Annotated in this window: 26 protein-coding genes; 25 read left to right on the forward strand and 1 reads right to left on the reverse strand. The window is 40.6% G+C overall.

Annotation, left to right across the window (positions count from 1 at the left end; genetic code table 11):
* The first annotated feature begins 6 nt into the window (after positions 1 to 6).
* From GA0061074_RS06270 to tsaD, 13 genes are all read left to right on the forward strand, one after another.
* A complete protein-coding gene (locus GA0061074_RS06270; RefSeq protein WP_092462929.1) occupies positions 7 to 315 on the forward strand; it encodes a YbaB/EbfC family nucleoid-associated protein in 309 nt (102 codons plus the stop codon).
* A 26-nt stretch (positions 316 to 341) separates the two neighbouring features.
* Positions 342 to 941 carry a recombination mediator RecR gene (gene recR, locus GA0061074_RS06275; RefSeq protein ID WP_092462931.1) on the forward strand — a complete coding sequence of 200 codons (600 nt, stop codon included), beginning with the start codon at positions 342 to 344 and terminating at the stop codon, positions 939 to 941.
* Positions 941 to 1,204, forward strand: coding sequence for a YaaL family protein (locus tag GA0061074_RS06280; protein WP_092462933.1), 264 nt, complete (start codon positions 941 to 943; stop codon positions 1,202 to 1,204). The genes recR and GA0061074_RS06280 overlap by 1 nt, the downstream gene beginning before the upstream one ends.
* A 133-nt stretch (positions 1,205 to 1,337) precedes the next feature.
* Positions 1,338 to 1,982, forward strand: a complete 645-nt coding sequence (tmk, locus tag GA0061074_RS06285) for a dTMP kinase (RefSeq protein WP_092462936.1) — start codon at positions 1,338 to 1,340, stop codon at positions 1,980 to 1,982.
* A 14-nt stretch (positions 1,983 to 1,996) separates the two neighbouring features.
* Positions 1,997 to 2,326, forward strand: a complete 330-nt coding sequence (locus GA0061074_RS06290) for a cyclic-di-AMP receptor (RefSeq protein WP_092462938.1) — start codon at positions 1,997 to 1,999, stop codon at positions 2,324 to 2,326.
* Between the two features lie 9 nt (positions 2,327 to 2,335).
* On the forward strand, positions 2,336 to 3,340 hold the full coding sequence (holB, locus tag GA0061074_RS06295; RefSeq protein ID WP_092462940.1) for a DNA polymerase III subunit delta': 1,005 nt from the start codon (positions 2,336 to 2,338) through the stop codon (positions 3,338 to 3,340).
* Positions 3,337 to 4,215 (forward strand): 16S rRNA (cytidine(1402)-2'-O)-methyltransferase, encoded by an 879-nt coding sequence (gene rsmI / locus GA0061074_RS06300; RefSeq protein WP_092462942.1) that lies wholly within the window; start codon positions 3,337 to 3,339, stop codon positions 4,213 to 4,215. Before holB ends, rsmI begins: the two co-directional genes overlap by 4 nt.
* A complete protein-coding gene (locus tag GA0061074_RS06305; RefSeq protein ID WP_092462944.1) occupies positions 4,215 to 4,958 on the forward strand; it encodes an acyl-[acyl-carrier-protein] thioesterase in 744 nt (247 codons plus the stop codon). Before rsmI ends, GA0061074_RS06305 begins: the two co-directional genes overlap by 1 nt.
* Before the next feature lie 38 nt (positions 4,959 to 4,996).
* Positions 4,997 to 5,989: a UDP-glucose 4-epimerase GalE gene (gene galE, locus GA0061074_RS06310; protein ID WP_092462946.1), complete on the forward strand. Its 993-nt coding sequence runs from the start codon at positions 4,997 to 4,999 to the stop codon at positions 5,987 to 5,989.
* Between the two features lie 237 nt (positions 5,990 to 6,226).
* The gene (tsaB, locus tag GA0061074_RS06315; protein ID WP_092462948.1) at positions 6,227 to 6,952 is read left to right on the forward strand and encodes a tRNA (adenosine(37)-N6)-threonylcarbamoyltransferase complex dimerization subunit type 1 TsaB; all 726 of its coding nucleotides are present in this window, start codon (positions 6,227 to 6,229) and stop codon (positions 6,950 to 6,952) included.
* Complete coding sequence (gene rimI, locus GA0061074_RS06320; protein ID WP_092462951.1) at positions 6,936 to 7,520, forward strand: ribosomal protein S18-alanine N-acetyltransferase; 585 nt, start codon at positions 6,936 to 6,938, stop codon at positions 7,518 to 7,520. Before tsaB ends, rimI (GA0061074_RS06320) begins: the two co-directional genes overlap by 17 nt.
* Positions 7,504 to 7,959 carry a ribosomal protein S18-alanine N-acetyltransferase gene (rimI, locus tag GA0061074_RS06325; RefSeq protein WP_092462954.1) on the forward strand — a complete coding sequence of 152 codons (456 nt, stop codon included), beginning with the start codon at positions 7,504 to 7,506 and terminating at the stop codon, positions 7,957 to 7,959. The genes rimI (GA0061074_RS06320) and rimI (GA0061074_RS06325) overlap by 17 nt, the downstream gene beginning before the upstream one ends.
* Before the next feature lie 3 nt (positions 7,960 to 7,962).
* Positions 7,963 to 8,988: a tRNA (adenosine(37)-N6)-threonylcarbamoyltransferase complex transferase subunit TsaD gene (tsaD, locus tag GA0061074_RS06330; protein ID WP_092462956.1), complete on the forward strand. Its 1,026-nt coding sequence runs from the start codon at positions 7,963 to 7,965 to the stop codon at positions 8,986 to 8,988.
* A gap of 79 nt (positions 8,989 to 9,067) precedes the next feature.
* Here the strand turns inward: tsaD and GA0061074_RS06335 are convergent, their stop codons facing one another.
* Positions 9,068 to 10,057, reverse strand: a complete 990-nt coding sequence (locus tag GA0061074_RS06335; RefSeq protein ID WP_092462958.1) for a polyprenyl synthetase family protein — start codon at positions 10,055 to 10,057, stop codon at positions 9,068 to 9,070.
* A gap of 456 nt (positions 10,058 to 10,513) precedes the next feature.
* On the opposite strand from GA0061074_RS06335, the gene rpsJ reads away from it, so the two are divergent.
* The 12 genes from rpsJ to rplN all read left to right on the forward strand — a co-directional run bounded on the left by rpsJ (position 10,514) and on the right by rplN (position 16,036).
* On the forward strand, positions 10,514 to 10,822 hold the full coding sequence (gene rpsJ / locus GA0061074_RS06340; RefSeq protein WP_042491882.1) for a 30S ribosomal protein S10: 309 nt from the start codon (positions 10,514 to 10,516) through the stop codon (positions 10,820 to 10,822).
* Between the two features lie 92 nt (positions 10,823 to 10,914).
* Positions 10,915 to 11,541 carry a 50S ribosomal protein L3 gene (gene rplC / locus GA0061074_RS06345; protein WP_042491880.1) on the forward strand — a complete coding sequence of 209 codons (627 nt, stop codon included), beginning with the start codon at positions 10,915 to 10,917 and terminating at the stop codon, positions 11,539 to 11,541.
* 24 nt (positions 11,542 to 11,565) lie between these two features.
* Positions 11,566 to 12,189, forward strand: coding sequence for a 50S ribosomal protein L4 (gene rplD / locus GA0061074_RS06350; RefSeq protein WP_092462960.1), 624 nt, complete (start codon positions 11,566 to 11,568; stop codon positions 12,187 to 12,189).
* On the forward strand, positions 12,189 to 12,476 hold the full coding sequence (rplW, locus tag GA0061074_RS06355; protein ID WP_042491878.1) for a 50S ribosomal protein L23: 288 nt from the start codon (positions 12,189 to 12,191) through the stop codon (positions 12,474 to 12,476). The genes rplD and rplW overlap by 1 nt, the downstream gene beginning before the upstream one ends.
* Before the next feature lie 16 nt (positions 12,477 to 12,492).
* The gene (gene rplB, locus GA0061074_RS06360; RefSeq protein ID WP_092462963.1) at positions 12,493 to 13,329 is read left to right on the forward strand and encodes a 50S ribosomal protein L2; all 837 of its coding nucleotides are present in this window, start codon (positions 12,493 to 12,495) and stop codon (positions 13,327 to 13,329) included.
* A gap of 48 nt (positions 13,330 to 13,377) precedes the next feature.
* Positions 13,378 to 13,659 (forward strand): 30S ribosomal protein S19, encoded by a 282-nt coding sequence (gene rpsS, locus GA0061074_RS06365; RefSeq protein ID WP_002827985.1) that lies wholly within the window; start codon positions 13,378 to 13,380, stop codon positions 13,657 to 13,659.
* 16 nt (positions 13,660 to 13,675) lie between these two features.
* Positions 13,676 to 14,023, forward strand: a complete 348-nt coding sequence (rplV, locus tag GA0061074_RS06370; RefSeq protein ID WP_092462965.1) for a 50S ribosomal protein L22 — start codon at positions 13,676 to 13,678, stop codon at positions 14,021 to 14,023.
* Positions 14,024 to 14,036: 13 nt separating this feature from the next.
* Entirely contained in the window at positions 14,037 to 14,705 is a 669-nt protein-coding gene (gene rpsC / locus GA0061074_RS06375; RefSeq protein ID WP_092462968.1) for a 30S ribosomal protein S3, read from the forward strand.
* Position 14,706: 1 nt separating this feature from the next.
* Positions 14,707 to 15,126 (forward strand): 50S ribosomal protein L16, encoded by a 420-nt coding sequence (gene rplP, locus GA0061074_RS06380; RefSeq protein ID WP_042491869.1) that lies wholly within the window; start codon positions 14,707 to 14,709, stop codon positions 15,124 to 15,126.
* On the forward strand, positions 15,126 to 15,332 hold the full coding sequence (gene rpmC / locus GA0061074_RS06385; RefSeq protein ID WP_002827981.1) for a 50S ribosomal protein L29: 207 nt from the start codon (positions 15,126 to 15,128) through the stop codon (positions 15,330 to 15,332). Before rplP ends, rpmC begins: the two co-directional genes overlap by 1 nt.
* A 23-nt stretch (positions 15,333 to 15,355) precedes the next feature.
* On the forward strand, positions 15,356 to 15,622 hold the full coding sequence (gene rpsQ, locus GA0061074_RS06390; RefSeq protein WP_042491867.1) for a 30S ribosomal protein S17: 267 nt from the start codon (positions 15,356 to 15,358) through the stop codon (positions 15,620 to 15,622).
* Positions 15,623 to 15,667: 45 nt separating this feature from the next.
* Positions 15,668 to 16,036: a 50S ribosomal protein L14 gene (gene rplN / locus GA0061074_RS06395; protein WP_002827979.1), complete on the forward strand. Its 369-nt coding sequence runs from the start codon at positions 15,668 to 15,670 to the stop codon at positions 16,034 to 16,036.
* Positions 16,037 to 16,050 lie beyond the last annotated feature (14 nt).

Genomic DNA, 16,050 nt, shown 5'->3' on the forward strand with positions numbered 1-16,050 from the left:
TGAATAATGTTCGGTGGACAAAATATGCAACAAATGATGAAGCAAGCAAAGAAGATGCAAAAGCAAATGGAAGATGAGCAAGCTGCCATCTCTAAGACTGACTATGTGGGTCATGCACCATCTGATTTAGTTTTAGCAACGTTTAATGGTGATCGTGAATTGAAAGATTTGCAAATCAAGGCAGACATCGTTGATCCTGAAGATGTTGATGGCTTGGCAGATATGGTCCTAGTTGCAGTTAACGATGGTTTGAAGCAAATCGAACAAGACCAACAAAAGCGTTTGGGTCAATTTGCACCTAAGGGTATGTTCTAACATATCAATAGAAAGAAGGCAGTTGTATGCAGTATCCAGAGCCAATTGCAAAGTTAATTGATAGTTATACAAAATTACCTGGTATTGGCATAAAGACGGCAACACGTTTGGCGTTTTATACAATTGATATGCCTGAAGAAGATGTGACAAGTTTTGCGCAGTCTCTGATTTCAGCAAAACGTGATTTACATTTTTGCTCAATCTGCGGTAATTTAACAGAAACTGATCCTTGTGTAATTTGTTCAGACAATAGTCGTGATCAGAGTACGGTTTTAGTTGTTGCCGAAGTAAAAGATTTAATGGCAATCGAAAATACGGGCGAGTACAAAGCGTTGTACCATGTGTTACATGGTGTTTTGTCACCACTTGAAGGTAAAGGACCTGATGATATTAATATCGAATCATTGGTCAATCGTTTGCAAAAGGATGATACGATTCAAGAGGTTATCGTTGCAACTAATGCTAATGCTGAGGGTGAAGCGACAGCGATGTACTTATCAAGGTTGTTAAAGCCAGCTGGATTAAAGGTATCACGATTGGCAACAGGGTTGTCAGTTGGTAGTGATATTGATTATGCCGATCAAATTACGTTAATTAAGGCAGTTGAGGGGAGGACGCAGTTGTAATGTTTAAGTTACGCAGTAAACGTCCAAAATTTGACGCAAAAGCCTATGATGAACGGTTGAACCAGGCGATTGAACGGGCAAAGTATGACTATGAAAAAGCACGCATATCTGAGGATGCCATGTTCGAAAGTAATATTGCACCAAATATGATTAAGGCAGAAACAGCTCGTGCCAAGCAGAAATATTTCTTTCTTTTACGAGCTGCTCGTGAACGTGGTATGAAGGGACATTGGTCCACAGCTTTTGTTCATCCTGAGAAATAAAATGTAATGAATTTTATATAAATAACGAGATTTATTGTTGTTTATCTTAAAAAAGAGGCCGAAGCTATTTTGTATCGACCTCTTTTTTAGGTTATAATTAAAAATAATCAATGATTAGAAAGCGGTGAAATACATGTCAGGGACATTTATTACATTTGAAGGCCCTGAGGGTGCAGGAAAAACATCAGTTTTACGAGCAATTGTTGAACGGTTAGCACCTTTGTTAGATGATCAATTAGTGTTAACTAGAGAACCAGGTGGCAAAGGTAGCCCTGTTGCAGAAGCGATTCGTGACTTAGTACTAGATCCAAACTTACCTAGTATGGATGCTTGGACTGAAGCGTTGCTATATGCTGCATCTCGTCGTCAACATTTAGTTGATACTGTTTTGCCAGCGTTAGCAGAGGATAAAGTTGTTATTAGTGATCGCTACTTAGATAGTTCCATTGCCTATCAAGGTGGTGGCCGAAATCTAGGGGTTGATGCAATAACAACGATTAATCGATTTGCAACGAATGGTGTTATGCCAACGGCAACAGTTTATTTGGATATTCGACCAGAAGTTGGGTTACGAAGAATCCAAGAACATCGGCAGGATGAAGTTAATCGTTTAGATGTAGAGGCATTATCGTTCCACCAACGTGTAGCAGATGCTTATCACCAGTTAGCTGAACAATCACCAGAACGTTTTCTAATTATTAATGCTGAGCAAGACTTAGCAACAGTTATTTCAGATACATGGACAGCACTGATGCCAATACTTGGTATCCAGGACTAGGAGGTTTTCACATTATGAAAATGATTATTGCAATTGTACAAGATAAAGATGCGAACAAATTGGGTGGTAAGTTTGTAAAGGCAAACGTACGTGCAACCCGGCTAGCAACATCTGGCGGATTTCTTCGTTCTGGAAACACAACGTTTATGATTGGTATTGAAGATGACCGTGTTCAAGAAGTGTTAGATTTGATTGAAGATACATCACACACACGTAAGCAATTTATGACACCTGCAGTTAGCTTGGATGTCGCAATGGAATCAACTGCTGCAACACCAATGGAAGTACAAGTTGGTGGTGCAACAGTCTTTGTTCAAGATATTGAGCAATTCCACCGCTTTTAAGAGGTGCTCATGAATGCCGAAGAATTAATTGCGCATGCTAATGACTTGCAGCCACAGTTAATTGCGCAACTACAAAAGGCGTCAGCAAGCCAACAACTTGCTCACGCTTTTTTGTTTACTGGTCCGGCTGGTCGTGGACAAGCATTGGTGGCCGATTGGTTAGCAATGCGCTTAATGTGTCCGAATGTTGATGCAAATGGTCAACCTGATGGTACTTGTCATCAGTGTCAACGAATTGCAAATCATGAACACCCTGACGTAATTGAAGTAAAACCAGATGGTAAAAGTATTAAGGTTGATCAAGTGCGCTTCTTAAAAGCCGAGTTTACAAAAACTGCGGTTGAAGGGCAACAAAAGATTTTTATTATTAACGGTGCTGATACAATGACCAGTAGCGCAGCCAATGGTCTATTGAAATTTATTGAAGAGCCTGCACCGGGGCAAACAGCGATTTTAATTGCTGAAAATAAGGCGCAATTATTACCAACCATTGTTTCACGTACGCAGGTAATTAATTTTACCAATATTAGTCAGAAACAATTTGCAACGGCATTAAGTGACGCAGGTTATTCTGAAATTCAAATACCATTAGTGCAGTCATTAACTGATAGTGTGCAAGTAGCACAGGAATGGTTAGTTGATGATTGGTTTTCTCAGGTAAGTCAGGCTATCGTAACGTTAGCAGAGACAATGTTGAAAAATTCTAACCAAGCGTTTGCACAAGTTCAAATGACTTTCGTACCGTTAGCGGATAGTCAAGAGTCTAAACAGATGATTTTGATGATGTTTGCACAGGCTTGGCGCGATATTCTGTTAACTAAAGCAGGTGTTCAAGCCAATCATTTTGCTAAGGATTGGACACCTTTGGTACAACGTTACGATGAAGCAACGCTATTAGATGTTGCTAAAATTGTATTGGCTGCACCACAGAAGTTACAAAAGAATATTAATTTTCAAACAACGTTGGAAGCAACTATTTTAGCAAGTCAATTTAAGTTAGCAGGTTTAGCATGAAACAACAAAAGAGTTTTGGTACGCAAGAAGTGGGTACCTTATATTTAGTTCCAACACCTATTGGTAATCTTGGTGATATGACCAATCGTTCGATTCAAGTAATGCAAACGGTTGATTTAATTGCAGCTGAGGATACTCGGCATACACAACAATTATTGAATCAATTTAATATTGATACGAAGCAAATTTCCTTTCACGAACACAATAAAGAAAATCGCATTCCAGAATTAGTTGCGCGTCTGCAAGCTGGTGATAGTATTGCCCAGGTTTCTGATGCGGGGATGCCATCAATTTCTGATCCAGGTCATGAATTAGTTAAAGCAGCCATTTTGGCAGATATTCCGGTAGTTCCTATTCCGGGTGCTAGTGCAGGTATTACAGCTTTAATTGCGTCAGGATTAGCCCCACAACCATTTATGTTTTATGGTTTTTTGCCACGTAAATCTAAAGAGCAATTACATGAATTAGAAACGTTAAAGTCACACCAAGAAACAATGATTTTTTACGAAGCACCACATCGGTTAGCTAAAACATTAAAAGCAATTTTGACAGCATTTGGTCCTGACCGTGAAGTTGTTTTGGCTCGTGAATTGACTAAACGTTACGAAGAATTTTTACGAGGTACGGTTGAAGAATTGGTGACTTGGGCCAGTGAAAATGAAGTGCGTGGTGAATTCGTTGTCTTGGTGGCAGGTAATGAACATGCTGATGAGGAAAGTGATGAAGATCCATTAGCTGATTTGAATCCAGTACAAGCAGTTCAAGCGTTGGTTGATAATGGGCTTAAACCAACCGCAGCAATTAAAAAGATTGCTAAACAACGTTCATTAGATCGTCAAACGTTGTATTTACAATATCAAGGAGAGAATAAATAATGGCCGTAGAATTTCGGATGCCACATGACGTCGTTTATTATGAATCTGATGTTACTGGTAAATTGAGTTTACCAATGTTATATAATTTGGTGATTCTTAGTTCAACGCAACAAGCAATAGATTTGGGGATAGGACCAGATTATACACATGAAAAAGGTGTGGGCTGGGTCGTATTACAACAAGTTGTTACAATCAAACGTCGTCCAAATGATGGCGAAAAAGTTATCTTATCGACAACAGCTAAGCAATTTAATCCATTCTTTGCGCGTCGTGAGTATCGTATTCTTGATGCCGATGGTAATGATTTAGTTGTTATGGATGGCTTTTTTTCAATGATTGATATGAATAAGCGTAAGTTAGCACGCATTCCTCAGGAAATGGCTGAAGCATATCAACCTGAACATGTGCGTAAGATTGAACGCTTAGCGGCAGTTGATGGTATTGATGACGATCAAACGATTGATTATAAAAAAGAATATGAAGTCCGTTTCTTAGATATTGATTCAAATCATCACGTTAACAACTCTAAATATTCTGACTGGATGGTGGATGTCTTACCATTAGAATTTTTAACGAGTCATGAACCAACGGCTATGAATATTAAATATGAACACGAAGTTTTGCCAGGTAATCAAGTTGTGTCTGAAGTACAGGTTGTTGGCAATACAACAAAGCATCGAATTATGTTTGGAGACACTGTTTCAGCTGAAGCCACAATTGATTGGACGTTAGCAAATAATTAGGCTAAACTAAAGATATTAAGACAATAAGGAGAGTGGAAATGTCCGTACTAGTATTAGGGGGAGCTGGTTATATCGGTTCTCATATGGTAGCTACATTATTGGCTGCTAAGCGGGATGTTGTTGTTGTTGATAATCTATTAACAGGTCATCGTGCATCAGTGCCAGAGGGGGTACCTTTTTACGAAGTAGATATTCGTGACAAGGCGGCATTGACTGAAGTATTTGAAAAAGAAAATATTGATCAAGTGGTTCATTTTGCGGCATCTTCAATTGTGCCAGAATCAGTGGAACAACCACTAAAGTATTTTGATAATAACGTTTACGGTATGATTAACTTACTTGAAGTAATGTTGGACTTTGATGTTAAGCAAATTGTCTTTTCATCAACGGCTGCAACATATGGTGTGGCAAAAGAGAATCCAATTAAGGAAACAACACCACAAAATCCAATTAACCCATATGGTGAGTCAAAACTTCAAATGGAACATATCATGAAGTGGGCTGATCAAGCTTATGGTTTGAAGTGGGTAGCATTACGTTACTTTAATGTTGCTGGTGCAAAGTCAGATGGGTCTATTGGTGAAGATCATCCAACAGAAACGCATTTGGTACCAATTATTTTGCAAACAGCTTTGGGAAAACGTGAAAAGATTATGATGTTTGGTGATGATTACAATACACCAGACGGCTTTAACGTTCGAGACTATGTGCATGTTATGGACTTAGCTGATGCCCATGTTTTGGCGTTAGACTACCTAGCTAAGGGTAACGAGTCAAACCAATTTAATTTGGGATCAGCAAATGGTTTCTCAGTTAAGCAAATGGTTGAAGCTGCTCGTGAAGCAACGGGTAAAGAAATACCAGCTGAAGTAGGACCTCGCCGTGCTGGTGACCCTGATTCATTAGTTGCTTCTTCAGCTAAGGCTCGTGAAGTGCTTGGTTGGGAACCAAAGTATGATGATGTTAAAGAAATCATCCGTACAGCTTGGAACTGGATGCAAAAACATCCAAATGGTTATGAAGACCGTTAATTAAAATGAAGTTATGTTAAAGACCGCTAAATTCTTTTTTGAGTTTAGCGGTCTTTCATATAATATCAATTTTGTATATACTTACGATTAGAAGGATGTTAATTCTGATAAAATGGAAATGTTAAAATTAATACCTTATTAAATGTGACAACCGCTATCCATGTAATTAATGTGTTGTTCAACTAAAATTGCGGTAGAATGAATAATAGTATTTTACAAATAAAGGAGTTAGGTGATATGAAAACCATTGCTTTTGATACAAGCAATCAACCTTTGAGCGTGGCATTATTTGAAGATGACCAATTAATTGATCAACGTGAAACAAATGTGCAACGAAACCATTCAACACAATTATTACCATTTATTGATGAGTTGGTGCGCCAAGCAAATTGGACACCGCAGGATTTAGATAATGTTATTGTTAGTCAAGGACCTGGTTCATACACCGGTTTACGTATTGCAGTGACAACAGCTAAAACTTTAGCGTTTACACTAGGGTTAACGTTAACGGGTATTTCAAGTTTGGCACTATTAGCTAGCAATGTTACTGATGAAAGTGCTGTAATTGTTCCGGTTATGGATGCACGTAACCAAAATATTTATGCTGCCCAATATCAATGGCAAGCAGGGCATTTAGTTGCTGTTCAGGCAGATGCACATATGAATCTTGAGACGTTGCAAGCATCGTTGGCTGATCAAAAGCAAGCGATTATATTTGTCGGTGAATGGCAACGTTTTGAAACACAATTAAAAACGGCCTTTCCTGACGCGGAGTTTGCTAGCGATAATCTACCACATGCAGCTAACAGTTTGCAATTATCTAAAGATAGTCAAGAATTAACTAATATGGCAGATATTCACCAATTTGTCCCTAATTATCATCGCCTTTCACAAGCTGAAGCTGATTGGGCCAAAGCACATCCAGAGGATCACGGTGGACACACCTATGTGGAAAAAGTTTAATGATTGGTTCGAAAATATAAAACGTCCACTTCCAGAAAGTGCGCAACGTTTTCATCAGAAAATTGGTATTAAGAATTTCGAGTTTGATTTAATGCCAGCACAGGAAGCTGATTTAGCCGATATAATTGCGTTACAAGAAAATGCCTATCAGGGAGAAACGCAATGGCCGTTGGAAGTATTCACAGAAGAATTACAACGAACAAATGATCGCTTATATGTAGTTCTTCGTCAACCTGAAACAGGTTCATTAGTTGCGCTTATTGGTTGTGCTTTTCGTATGGGCATCCACGAAGTACATATTACTAACATTATGGTAGCACCTCACTGGCAAAATCGAGGAATTGGTACCTTTTTGGTGATGTATATGATGACAATTGCGCAGCAACTTGATTTTCACCGCATGTCATTAGAGGTGCGAGTATCAAATGTGTCTGCAAAGAAATTATATGAACGCTTAGGCTTCCAAGTTGTACGACGAAAGACGCATTATTATGGTGAAGATGGTGAGGATGCATTTGATATGGCCCAGTTGTTAGGAGAGTACATTAATCATGAACTTCTTAACTAAACATTCGTTGACTGCCCGACAATTATTTCAAGTAGCTGATGATGCGTATCCAGTGGGTTCACCATGGCAATTAAAAACATTTGAGGCCGAATTAGCAAATGACTATACTCATTATTTGGGGATGGTTAATGATCAAGGAGACTTAATCGGATTTGTTGGTGGTACCTATTTAGATGATGTTTTAGATATTAGTAACGTTGCCATTATACAGGCATATCAAGGAAATCATCTTGGTGAGGTGTTATTGAGAACTTGGTTCAATAACTTTGCAGAAAAAACAACAGTGTTATTGGAAGTTCGTGTTGGTAATAAAGGCGCCCAACGCTTGTATCAGCGTTTGGGTTTTGAGACATATCGACAACGAAAAGCATATTATAACCATCCTGTTGAAGATGCAGCACTGATGATGTTGCAATTACCGATAAAATCAAAGGAGTAAGGTATGACAGAAACACGTTATATCATGGCATTTGAATCAAGTGCTGATGAAACGAGTGTCGCCATTGTTAAAAATGGTGTTGAAATTATTAGTTTGGAAACGGCAACCCAAATTAAAAGTCACCAACGTTTTGGTGGTATTGTGCCAGAAGTAGCAAGTCGTCACCATATTGAGCAAGTAACTATTTTGGCTGATGCTGCTTTATCAGATGCACATCTAACTTATGAAGATTTGACAGCAATTGGTGTCACGCAAGGACCTGGTTTGGTGGGCGCCTTATTGATTGGTGTTACAGCAGCTAAAACAATAGCTTGGGCACATAACTTACCACTAGTGCCAGTATTACATATGGCTGGTCATATTAGTGCCGCTAATTTTGTTGCGCCTATCCAATATCCAGCGTTAGCATTAATGGTATCAGGTGGACATACTGAATTAGTTTTGATGCCTAAAGAATATGAATATGTCGTTATTGGTGATACACGTGATGATGCGGCCGGTGAAAGTTATGATAAAGTTGGTCGTACAATGGGCTTGCAGTATCCTGCAGGAAAAACTTTAGATGAAATGGCTCACAGAGGAACAGCAACTTATGATCTACCGCGTGCTCTTATGAATGATGATGCTTATGACTTTTCATTTTCTGGTTTGAAAAGTGCAGTCATTAATTTGATGCATAATGCTGATCAACGTGGCGAAACGGTTGACCATGATAATTTAGCTGCCTCGTTCCAAGATGCGGTGGTTGAGGTATTAGTTACTAAAACTGCTCGCGCTTTGGATAATTACCCAGTAAAATCATTTATTGTAGCTGGGGGAGTAGCTGCTAATCGCGGCTTGCGTGATGCATTAACACAAATGCTTGCAAAACGTCCCCAAATTAATTTCTTGCCAGTTCCAATTAAGTTGGCAGGTGATAATGCTGCTATGATTGGTGCAGCTGTTGATATTGCTTATCGACATGGTAAGCGTGGAGATTGGACATTAAATGCTAATCCAGCTTTAGAATTTGATTATCAAGATATGTAAATAAAAAGACGTTCATTTCAATAAAATGAACGTCTTTTTATGTATTCTAAATGACTTTCCTACTATATTATGGTGTTAATTAATTAGCACGTTCTAGTAGCGCTTCACTGATGGCTACTAAAGTATCTTTAGCTTCACCCTCAGGTAGCTTGTCTAATTGTTCTAATGCATTGTTTGTATATTCGCTAGCTAAAGCAATGGCATCATCGACAGCACCACTAGCTACAACCATATCACGTAAAGCAAGTGACTCTTCGTTGGTAATTTGTTCTCTCTTCTTTAATAATGCTTGAATGTCATTATTATTTTGCATAGCAATAATTAGAGGAGCTGAGTAAACACCTTCGCGTACATCTTGGAGGGTAGGCTTACCTAGATCACGATCAGTTGATTGATAATCTAATATATCGTCTAATATTTGAAATGCCATCCCAACATTATAAGCAAAGTCAGAAACTAAGTTCATAAATGATTCAGGTGCTTTACCATTAGCCGCACCTAGTTGGGCTGATAATACAAATAAGGCAGCAGTTTTACCAGCGATTTGTTCTTTGTAACTTGCCAAAGTCATATGACGATCGTAATGGTTTGTGCGTTGTGTTAGTTCACCAGTTAGAATAGCTTCCAATAATGAAGTTGCTTGACGAACAAGTGTCATATCATTTGTATGGTAGGCAAGTGTTTTAAATGTTGCAGCGAATAAATAATCCCCAGCGTAGGCAGCAACGTCCTTGCCAAAACGTGATTGAATACTTGGTGCATGACGTCGTTCAGGTGAATCATCGATGATGTCATCATGTACGAGCGTTGCAGTATGTAACATTTCAACTGCGGCAGCGATATGCTTTAAGTCAGAATTATCGTGTGGATAAAACTCACCAATTATCAGTGCAAAAGCAGGGCGTAACATTTTGCCACCAGCACGGAACATATCCAACAATGCTTTTTCGACTTCTTTGTCGTTTGCTTGTAATGAATCTTGAATAATCAATAACACATCTTGGAGTTCCTTTTTAACTGATGGAAAGTTCTCCCACATTGGGTGGATTTGCGTAAGTGTTTGTTTCATTAATTTGGCATTCCTCTACTATATAGTAAAACTTAAATTGACATAATGTCTTTTAAACTAATTTCTATTATATATGAAAAAGATGGAATGCACAGGCAAAATTTGAAAAATAAGGAATTTCAAAAAAATAAGAGTTTATAATGGCAATTAATTTTGAAATTGTGTATTATAAAGAACGTTGCGATGTAACAAAATTATGTTAAAAAATAATTTTGAAAAAGCAAACAAAACACTTGATTATCCAGTATAACTGCTGTATTATATTCAAGTACGCTAATCGAGGGATGTTTTAATATCCTTGTGTATTAGTGTGTATTGACGAGCAATGATGCGGGAGGTTGCGACACACCCGGCAGCATTGCCACGGGACCCATTGCCATGGAGCCTCGTGGGGTGTGTCGGTAGTTTCCGCGGAGTTAGTTTCATATTCCAATATGGACGAAGGGAGAATTTATCATGGCAAACAAGAAGATTCGTATCCGCCTAAAGGCATACGAGCACAAGATTTTGGATTCATCAGCTGAAAAGATTGTTGAAACTGCAAAGCGTACAGGTGCTGAAATTTCAGGTCCTATTCCATTGCCAACAGAACGTACTTTGTACACGGTTTTGAGTTCACCTCACAAGCACAAGGATGCACGTGAGCAATTCGAATTACGTACACACAAGCGTTTGATCGACATCATGAACCCAACTGCTAAGACAGTCGATGCATTGTCAAAGTTGGAGTTGCCAAGTGGTGTTGATATCGAAATTAAGTTGTAATCCTTTATAATCTTAATTAAAGATAATGACTTGCCCAGTTATGCATTTAACTAACTAAAAATTTTAGATTTACTTATGAAAAGGAGATAGTCATGACTACTAAGGGTATCTTAGGCCGCAAAGTCGGCATGACTCAGGTATTCACTGAGACTGGTGAACTTATCCCTGTAACGGTTGTTGAAGCTACGCCAAACGTTGTTCTACAAGTTAAGACTTTAGAAAATGACGGTTACAACGCACTTCAATTGGGTTACCAAGATAAGCGCCAAGTTTTGAGCAACAAACCTGAGCAAGGTCACGTTGCCAAAGCAAACACGACCCCTAAGCGCTACATTCGTGAAATCCGCGATGCTGAGGGAGAATTCAATGTTGGGGATGAAGTAAAGGTTGATATCTTTGCCGCTGGTGAAGCTGTTGACGTTACTGGAATTACGAAGGGTCATGGTTACCAAGGTAACATCAAGAAAGATGGCCAATCACGTGGACCTATGGCTCACGGTTCTCGTTACCACCGTCGTCCTGGTTCATTGGGTGCCATTATTAACCGCGTCTTCAAGGGTAAGAAGTTGCCTGGACGCATGGGTAACCACAAGCGTACTGTACAAAACTTGCAAGTTGTTCGCGTTGATGTAGAAAATAACGTGATCTTGGTTAAGGGTAATGTTCCTGGTGCCAACAAGTCACTTGTTACTGTTAAGTACTCAAAAAAAGCTAAGTAATAAGGACGAAGGGAGGAAATTAACATGACTAAGGTTGCTTTGTTTAAGCAAGACGGTTCAAATGCCGGTGATATTGAGCTAAACGCTTCAGTATTCGGTGTAGAACCAAACAACAATGTCATTACGGATGCCGTATTGATGCAACGCGCTTCAATGCGTCAAGGAACTCACGCCGTTAAGAACCGTTCAGCGGTTTCTGGTGGTGGAAAGAAGCCTTGGCGTCAAAAGGGAACGGGTCGTGCCCGCCAAGGTTCAATCCGTTCACCACAATGGCGTGGAGGTGGAGTTGTCTTCGGACCTACTCCACGTTCATATGCCTACAAGATGCCTAAGAAGGCATACCGTTTGGCATTAAAGTCAGTGTTGTCACAAAAGGTTTTGGATTCTTCATTGGTAGTTGTTGATGCTTTGTCATTTGACGCACCAAAGACTAAAGAATTTAAGGCAGTTTTGAACAACTTGAACGTAAATGAAAAGACGTTGGTTGTCTTGGACGATGATAATGCTAACGCAGCATTAGCAGCACGTAACTTAGAAAACGTGACTGTTATGACTGCTAAGGGTGTTAACGTGCTTGACGTAATCAACAACGATAAGTTGGTTGTAGTTCAATCAGCTTTGGCACAAGTTGAGGAGGTTTTGGCATAATGGACGCACGCGATATCATTTTGCGCCCGGTCATCACTGAACAAACGATGAACGTTTTGGATGAAAAGCGTTACACGTTTGAAGTTGATGTTCGCGCCACAAAGCCACAAATTAAGCGCGCTGTTGAAGAAATTTTCGATGTTAAAGTTGAAAAGATCAACACGGCTAACGTACGTGGTAAGTTGAAGCGTCAAGGACGTTTCTCTGGTTACACTAAGAAGCGCAAGAAGGCAACTGTTAAGTTGTCAGCAGCTTCAAAGGACATTCAATTGTTCAACGAAAACTAATTAGGAGGAAATTAGCGTGGCTATCAAAAAGTACAAGCCAACCTCTAACGGTCGTCGTAATATGACGTCTTCAGATTTTTCTGAGATCACTAAGACGACGCCTGAAAAGAGCTTGTTGGAATCAAAGTCAAACACTGGTGCTCGTAACTCATACGGTCACATGACTGTACGCCACCGTGGTGGTGGACACAAGCGCCAATACCGTATTATCGACTTCAAGCGTACTAAGGATGATGTACCAGCTAAGGTTGTTGCGATCGAATACGATCCTAACCGTACTGCAAACATCGCTTTGCTACAATACACTGACGGAACTAAGGCATACATCTTGGCTCCTAAGGGACTAGAAGTTGGTATGACAGTTCAATCTGGAGAAGATGCTGATATTAAGGTAGGTAACTCACTACCACTATCAAAGATTCCTGATGGAACTCAAATTCACAACATTGAATTGAAGCCTGGTCATGGTGGACAACTTGTCCGTTCAGCCGGTGCATCAGCTCAAGTGCTAGGTAAAGAAGGAAAGTACGTTCTAGTTCGCCTACAATCAGGTGAAGTTCGTATGATCTTGGCTGTTAACCGTGCCACTGTTGGAGTTGTTGGAAACGAACAACACTCATTGATCAACTGGGGTAAGGCTGGTCGTCGTCGTTGGAAGGGTCAACGTCCACACGTTCGTGGATCTGTAATGAATCCTAACGATCACCCACATGGAGGTGGTGAAGGAAAGGCTCCTATCGGAATGCCATCACCATTGTCACCATGGGGTAAGAAGACAGCTGGTAAGAAGACTCGTAACGTTAAGGCTCGTTCAACTAAGTTTATCGTTCGTGGTCGCAAGGGTAACAAATAATTACGCCAGCTACTATAAGTTTTTAAAAAACGAGAGGAGGACCTCAAAATGGGTCGTAGCCTAAAAAAAGGGCCATTTGCTGATGCTTCTTTGTTAAAGAAGGTCGAAGAAGCTAACGCTTCTGACAAGCATACTGTCATTAAGACATGGTCACGTCGCTCAACGATTTTCCCTAGCTTTATCGGATTAACTTTTGCAGTTTACGATGGTCGTAAGCACATGCCAGTTTTGGTACAAGAAGACATGGTTGGTCACAAGCTTGGAGAGTTCGTTCCTACGCGTACGTTCCGCGGACACGCAGCAGACGATAAAGCAACTAAGCGTAAGTAATTAGGAGGACAATACAATGGCTGAACAAATCACGTCAGCACGCGCCACGGCCAAGATCGTCCGTGTCGCACCACGTAAGGTCCGCCTAGTGCTTGACCAAGTTCGTGGTAAGTCTGTGGCAGAAGCATTTGCAATTTTGCAATTTATGCCAAACCACAGCTCAGAAGATGTATACAAAGTGTTGAACTCAGCAGTAGCAAATGCTGAGAACAACTTCTCATTAGATCGTGAAGATTTGGTAGTCGCTGAAGCCTTTGCAAACGAAGGACCAACGCTAAAGCGTTTCCGTCCACGTGCCAAGGGTTCAGCTTCACCAATCAACAAGCGTACAAGCCACATTACGATTGTGGTAAAAGAAAAGTAAGGAGGATTGAGTCATGGGTCACAAAATTAACCCAACTGGTATGCGTGTCGGCATCATCCGCGACTGGGATGCAAAATGGTACGCAAACAAGAAGGACTTCGCAACAACTTTGCATGAAGATTTAAAGTTGCGTGAGTACATCGAAGCTAAGTTGGCTGAAGCATCAATTTCACGTGTTGAAATTGAACGTACTGCTAACCGTGTAAATATCTCAATCCACACTGCTAAGCCAGGTATGGTTATTGGTAAAGGTGGTTCTGAAGTTGATGCATTGCGTAACGAGCTTGCTAAGATCGTTGCCAAGGGTGAACGTGTTCACATCAACATCATTGAGATTAAGAAGCCTGATTTGGACGCCCACTTGGTAGGTTCACAAATTGCAGCAGACTTGGTTCGCCGTGTGGCTTTCCGTCGTGCAATGCGTAGTGCCATCCAACGTGCAATGCGTGCTGGTGCCAAGGGTATCAAGACGCAAGTTTCTGGACGTTTAAACGGTGCAGATATGGCTCGTGTTGAGCAATATACTGAGGGTACAGTGCCTTTGCACACATTGCGTGCAGACATTGACTACTCATGGGATGAGGCAACAACTACTTACGGTCAAATCGGAGTTAAGACTTGGATTTACCGTGGTGACATTTTGCCAGAGAAGAAGTCAGTAAAGAAGCAAGGAGGCGAGTAACATGCTAGTTCCAAAGCGTGTAAAGTACCGTCGCCCACACCGCGGTAAGATGCGTGGTGAGGCTAAAGGTGGTAAGACAGTAGCTTTCGGAGATTTCGGTTTACAAGCTACTGAGTCACACTGGATTACAAACCGTCAAATCGAGGCTGCTCGTATTGCTATGACGCGTTATATGAAGCGTGGTGGTAAAGTATGGATTAAGATTTTCCCACACTTGGCCTACACTTCAAAGGGTGTTGGTGTTCGTATGGGTAACGGAAAAGGTACCCCAGAAGGCTGGGTAGCACCTGTTAAGCGCGGCAAGGTATTATTTGAAGTTGCCGGTGTTCCTGAAGAGGTTGCCCGCGAAGCCTTGCGTCTTGCATCTAACAAGTTGCCAGTCAAGACTAAGATCTTGGCTCGTCAAGTGGAGGGTGAATAATGAAGATCAAGGATCAACAAAACGAAATCAAGGGTCTCAGCCAAGCTGAGCTGGTTGCCAAGGAAAAGAGCTACAAGGAAGAGTTATTCAACTTGCGTTTCCAATTAGCTACAGGTCAACTTGAGAACACGGCTCGATTGTCAGAAGTACGTAAGCAAATTGCCCGTATTAAGACGGTCATTCGTCAACAAGAATTGAACAAGTAGACTAAGAGAGGAGACCGTTCGTTATGACTGAAGCTCGTAACACACGTAAGGTTTACCAAGGCCGCGTGGTTTCAGATAAGATGGATAAGACAGTTACTGTTGCAATCAACACTTACAAGAACCACCCAGTTTATGGTAAGCGTGTTAAGTACACGAAAAAGTTTAAGGCTCACGATGAGAACAACGAAGCTAAGACTGGTGATTTGGTACGTATCATGGAGACACGTCCAACATCAGCTACAAAGCGCTTCCGTTTGGTAGAAATCGTCGAGAAGGCCGTTATTATCTAATCGTTTAATCTCGAATATTACCAATAACGGAAGGAGGACAAAATCGTGATTCAACAAGAGAGTCGTTTAAAGGTTGCAGATAACTCAGGTGCACGCGAAATCTTGACTATCAAGGTACTAGGTGGATCTGGTCGTAAGTTTGCCGGAATCGGTGACATGATCGTTGCAACTGTTAAGCAAGCTATTCCTGGTGGTAATGTAAAGAAGGGTGACGTCGTTAAGGCTGTTATCGTTCGTACTGCTGCTAGTACACACCGTGCTGATGGTTCATACATCAGCTTCGATGAAAACGCTGCTGTTATCGTTAAAGATGATAAAAGTCCAGTAGGTACTCGTATCTTCGGACCTGTTGCGCGTGAATTGCGTGACAATGATTACATGCGTATTGTGTCATTGGCACCTGAAGTATTGTAATTACCATCATTAAA

Source organism: Weissella bombi (genome assembly GCF_900094835.1).
GTDB classification, from domain to species: domain Bacteria; phylum Bacillota; class Bacilli; order Lactobacillales; family Lactobacillaceae; genus Weissella; species Weissella bombi.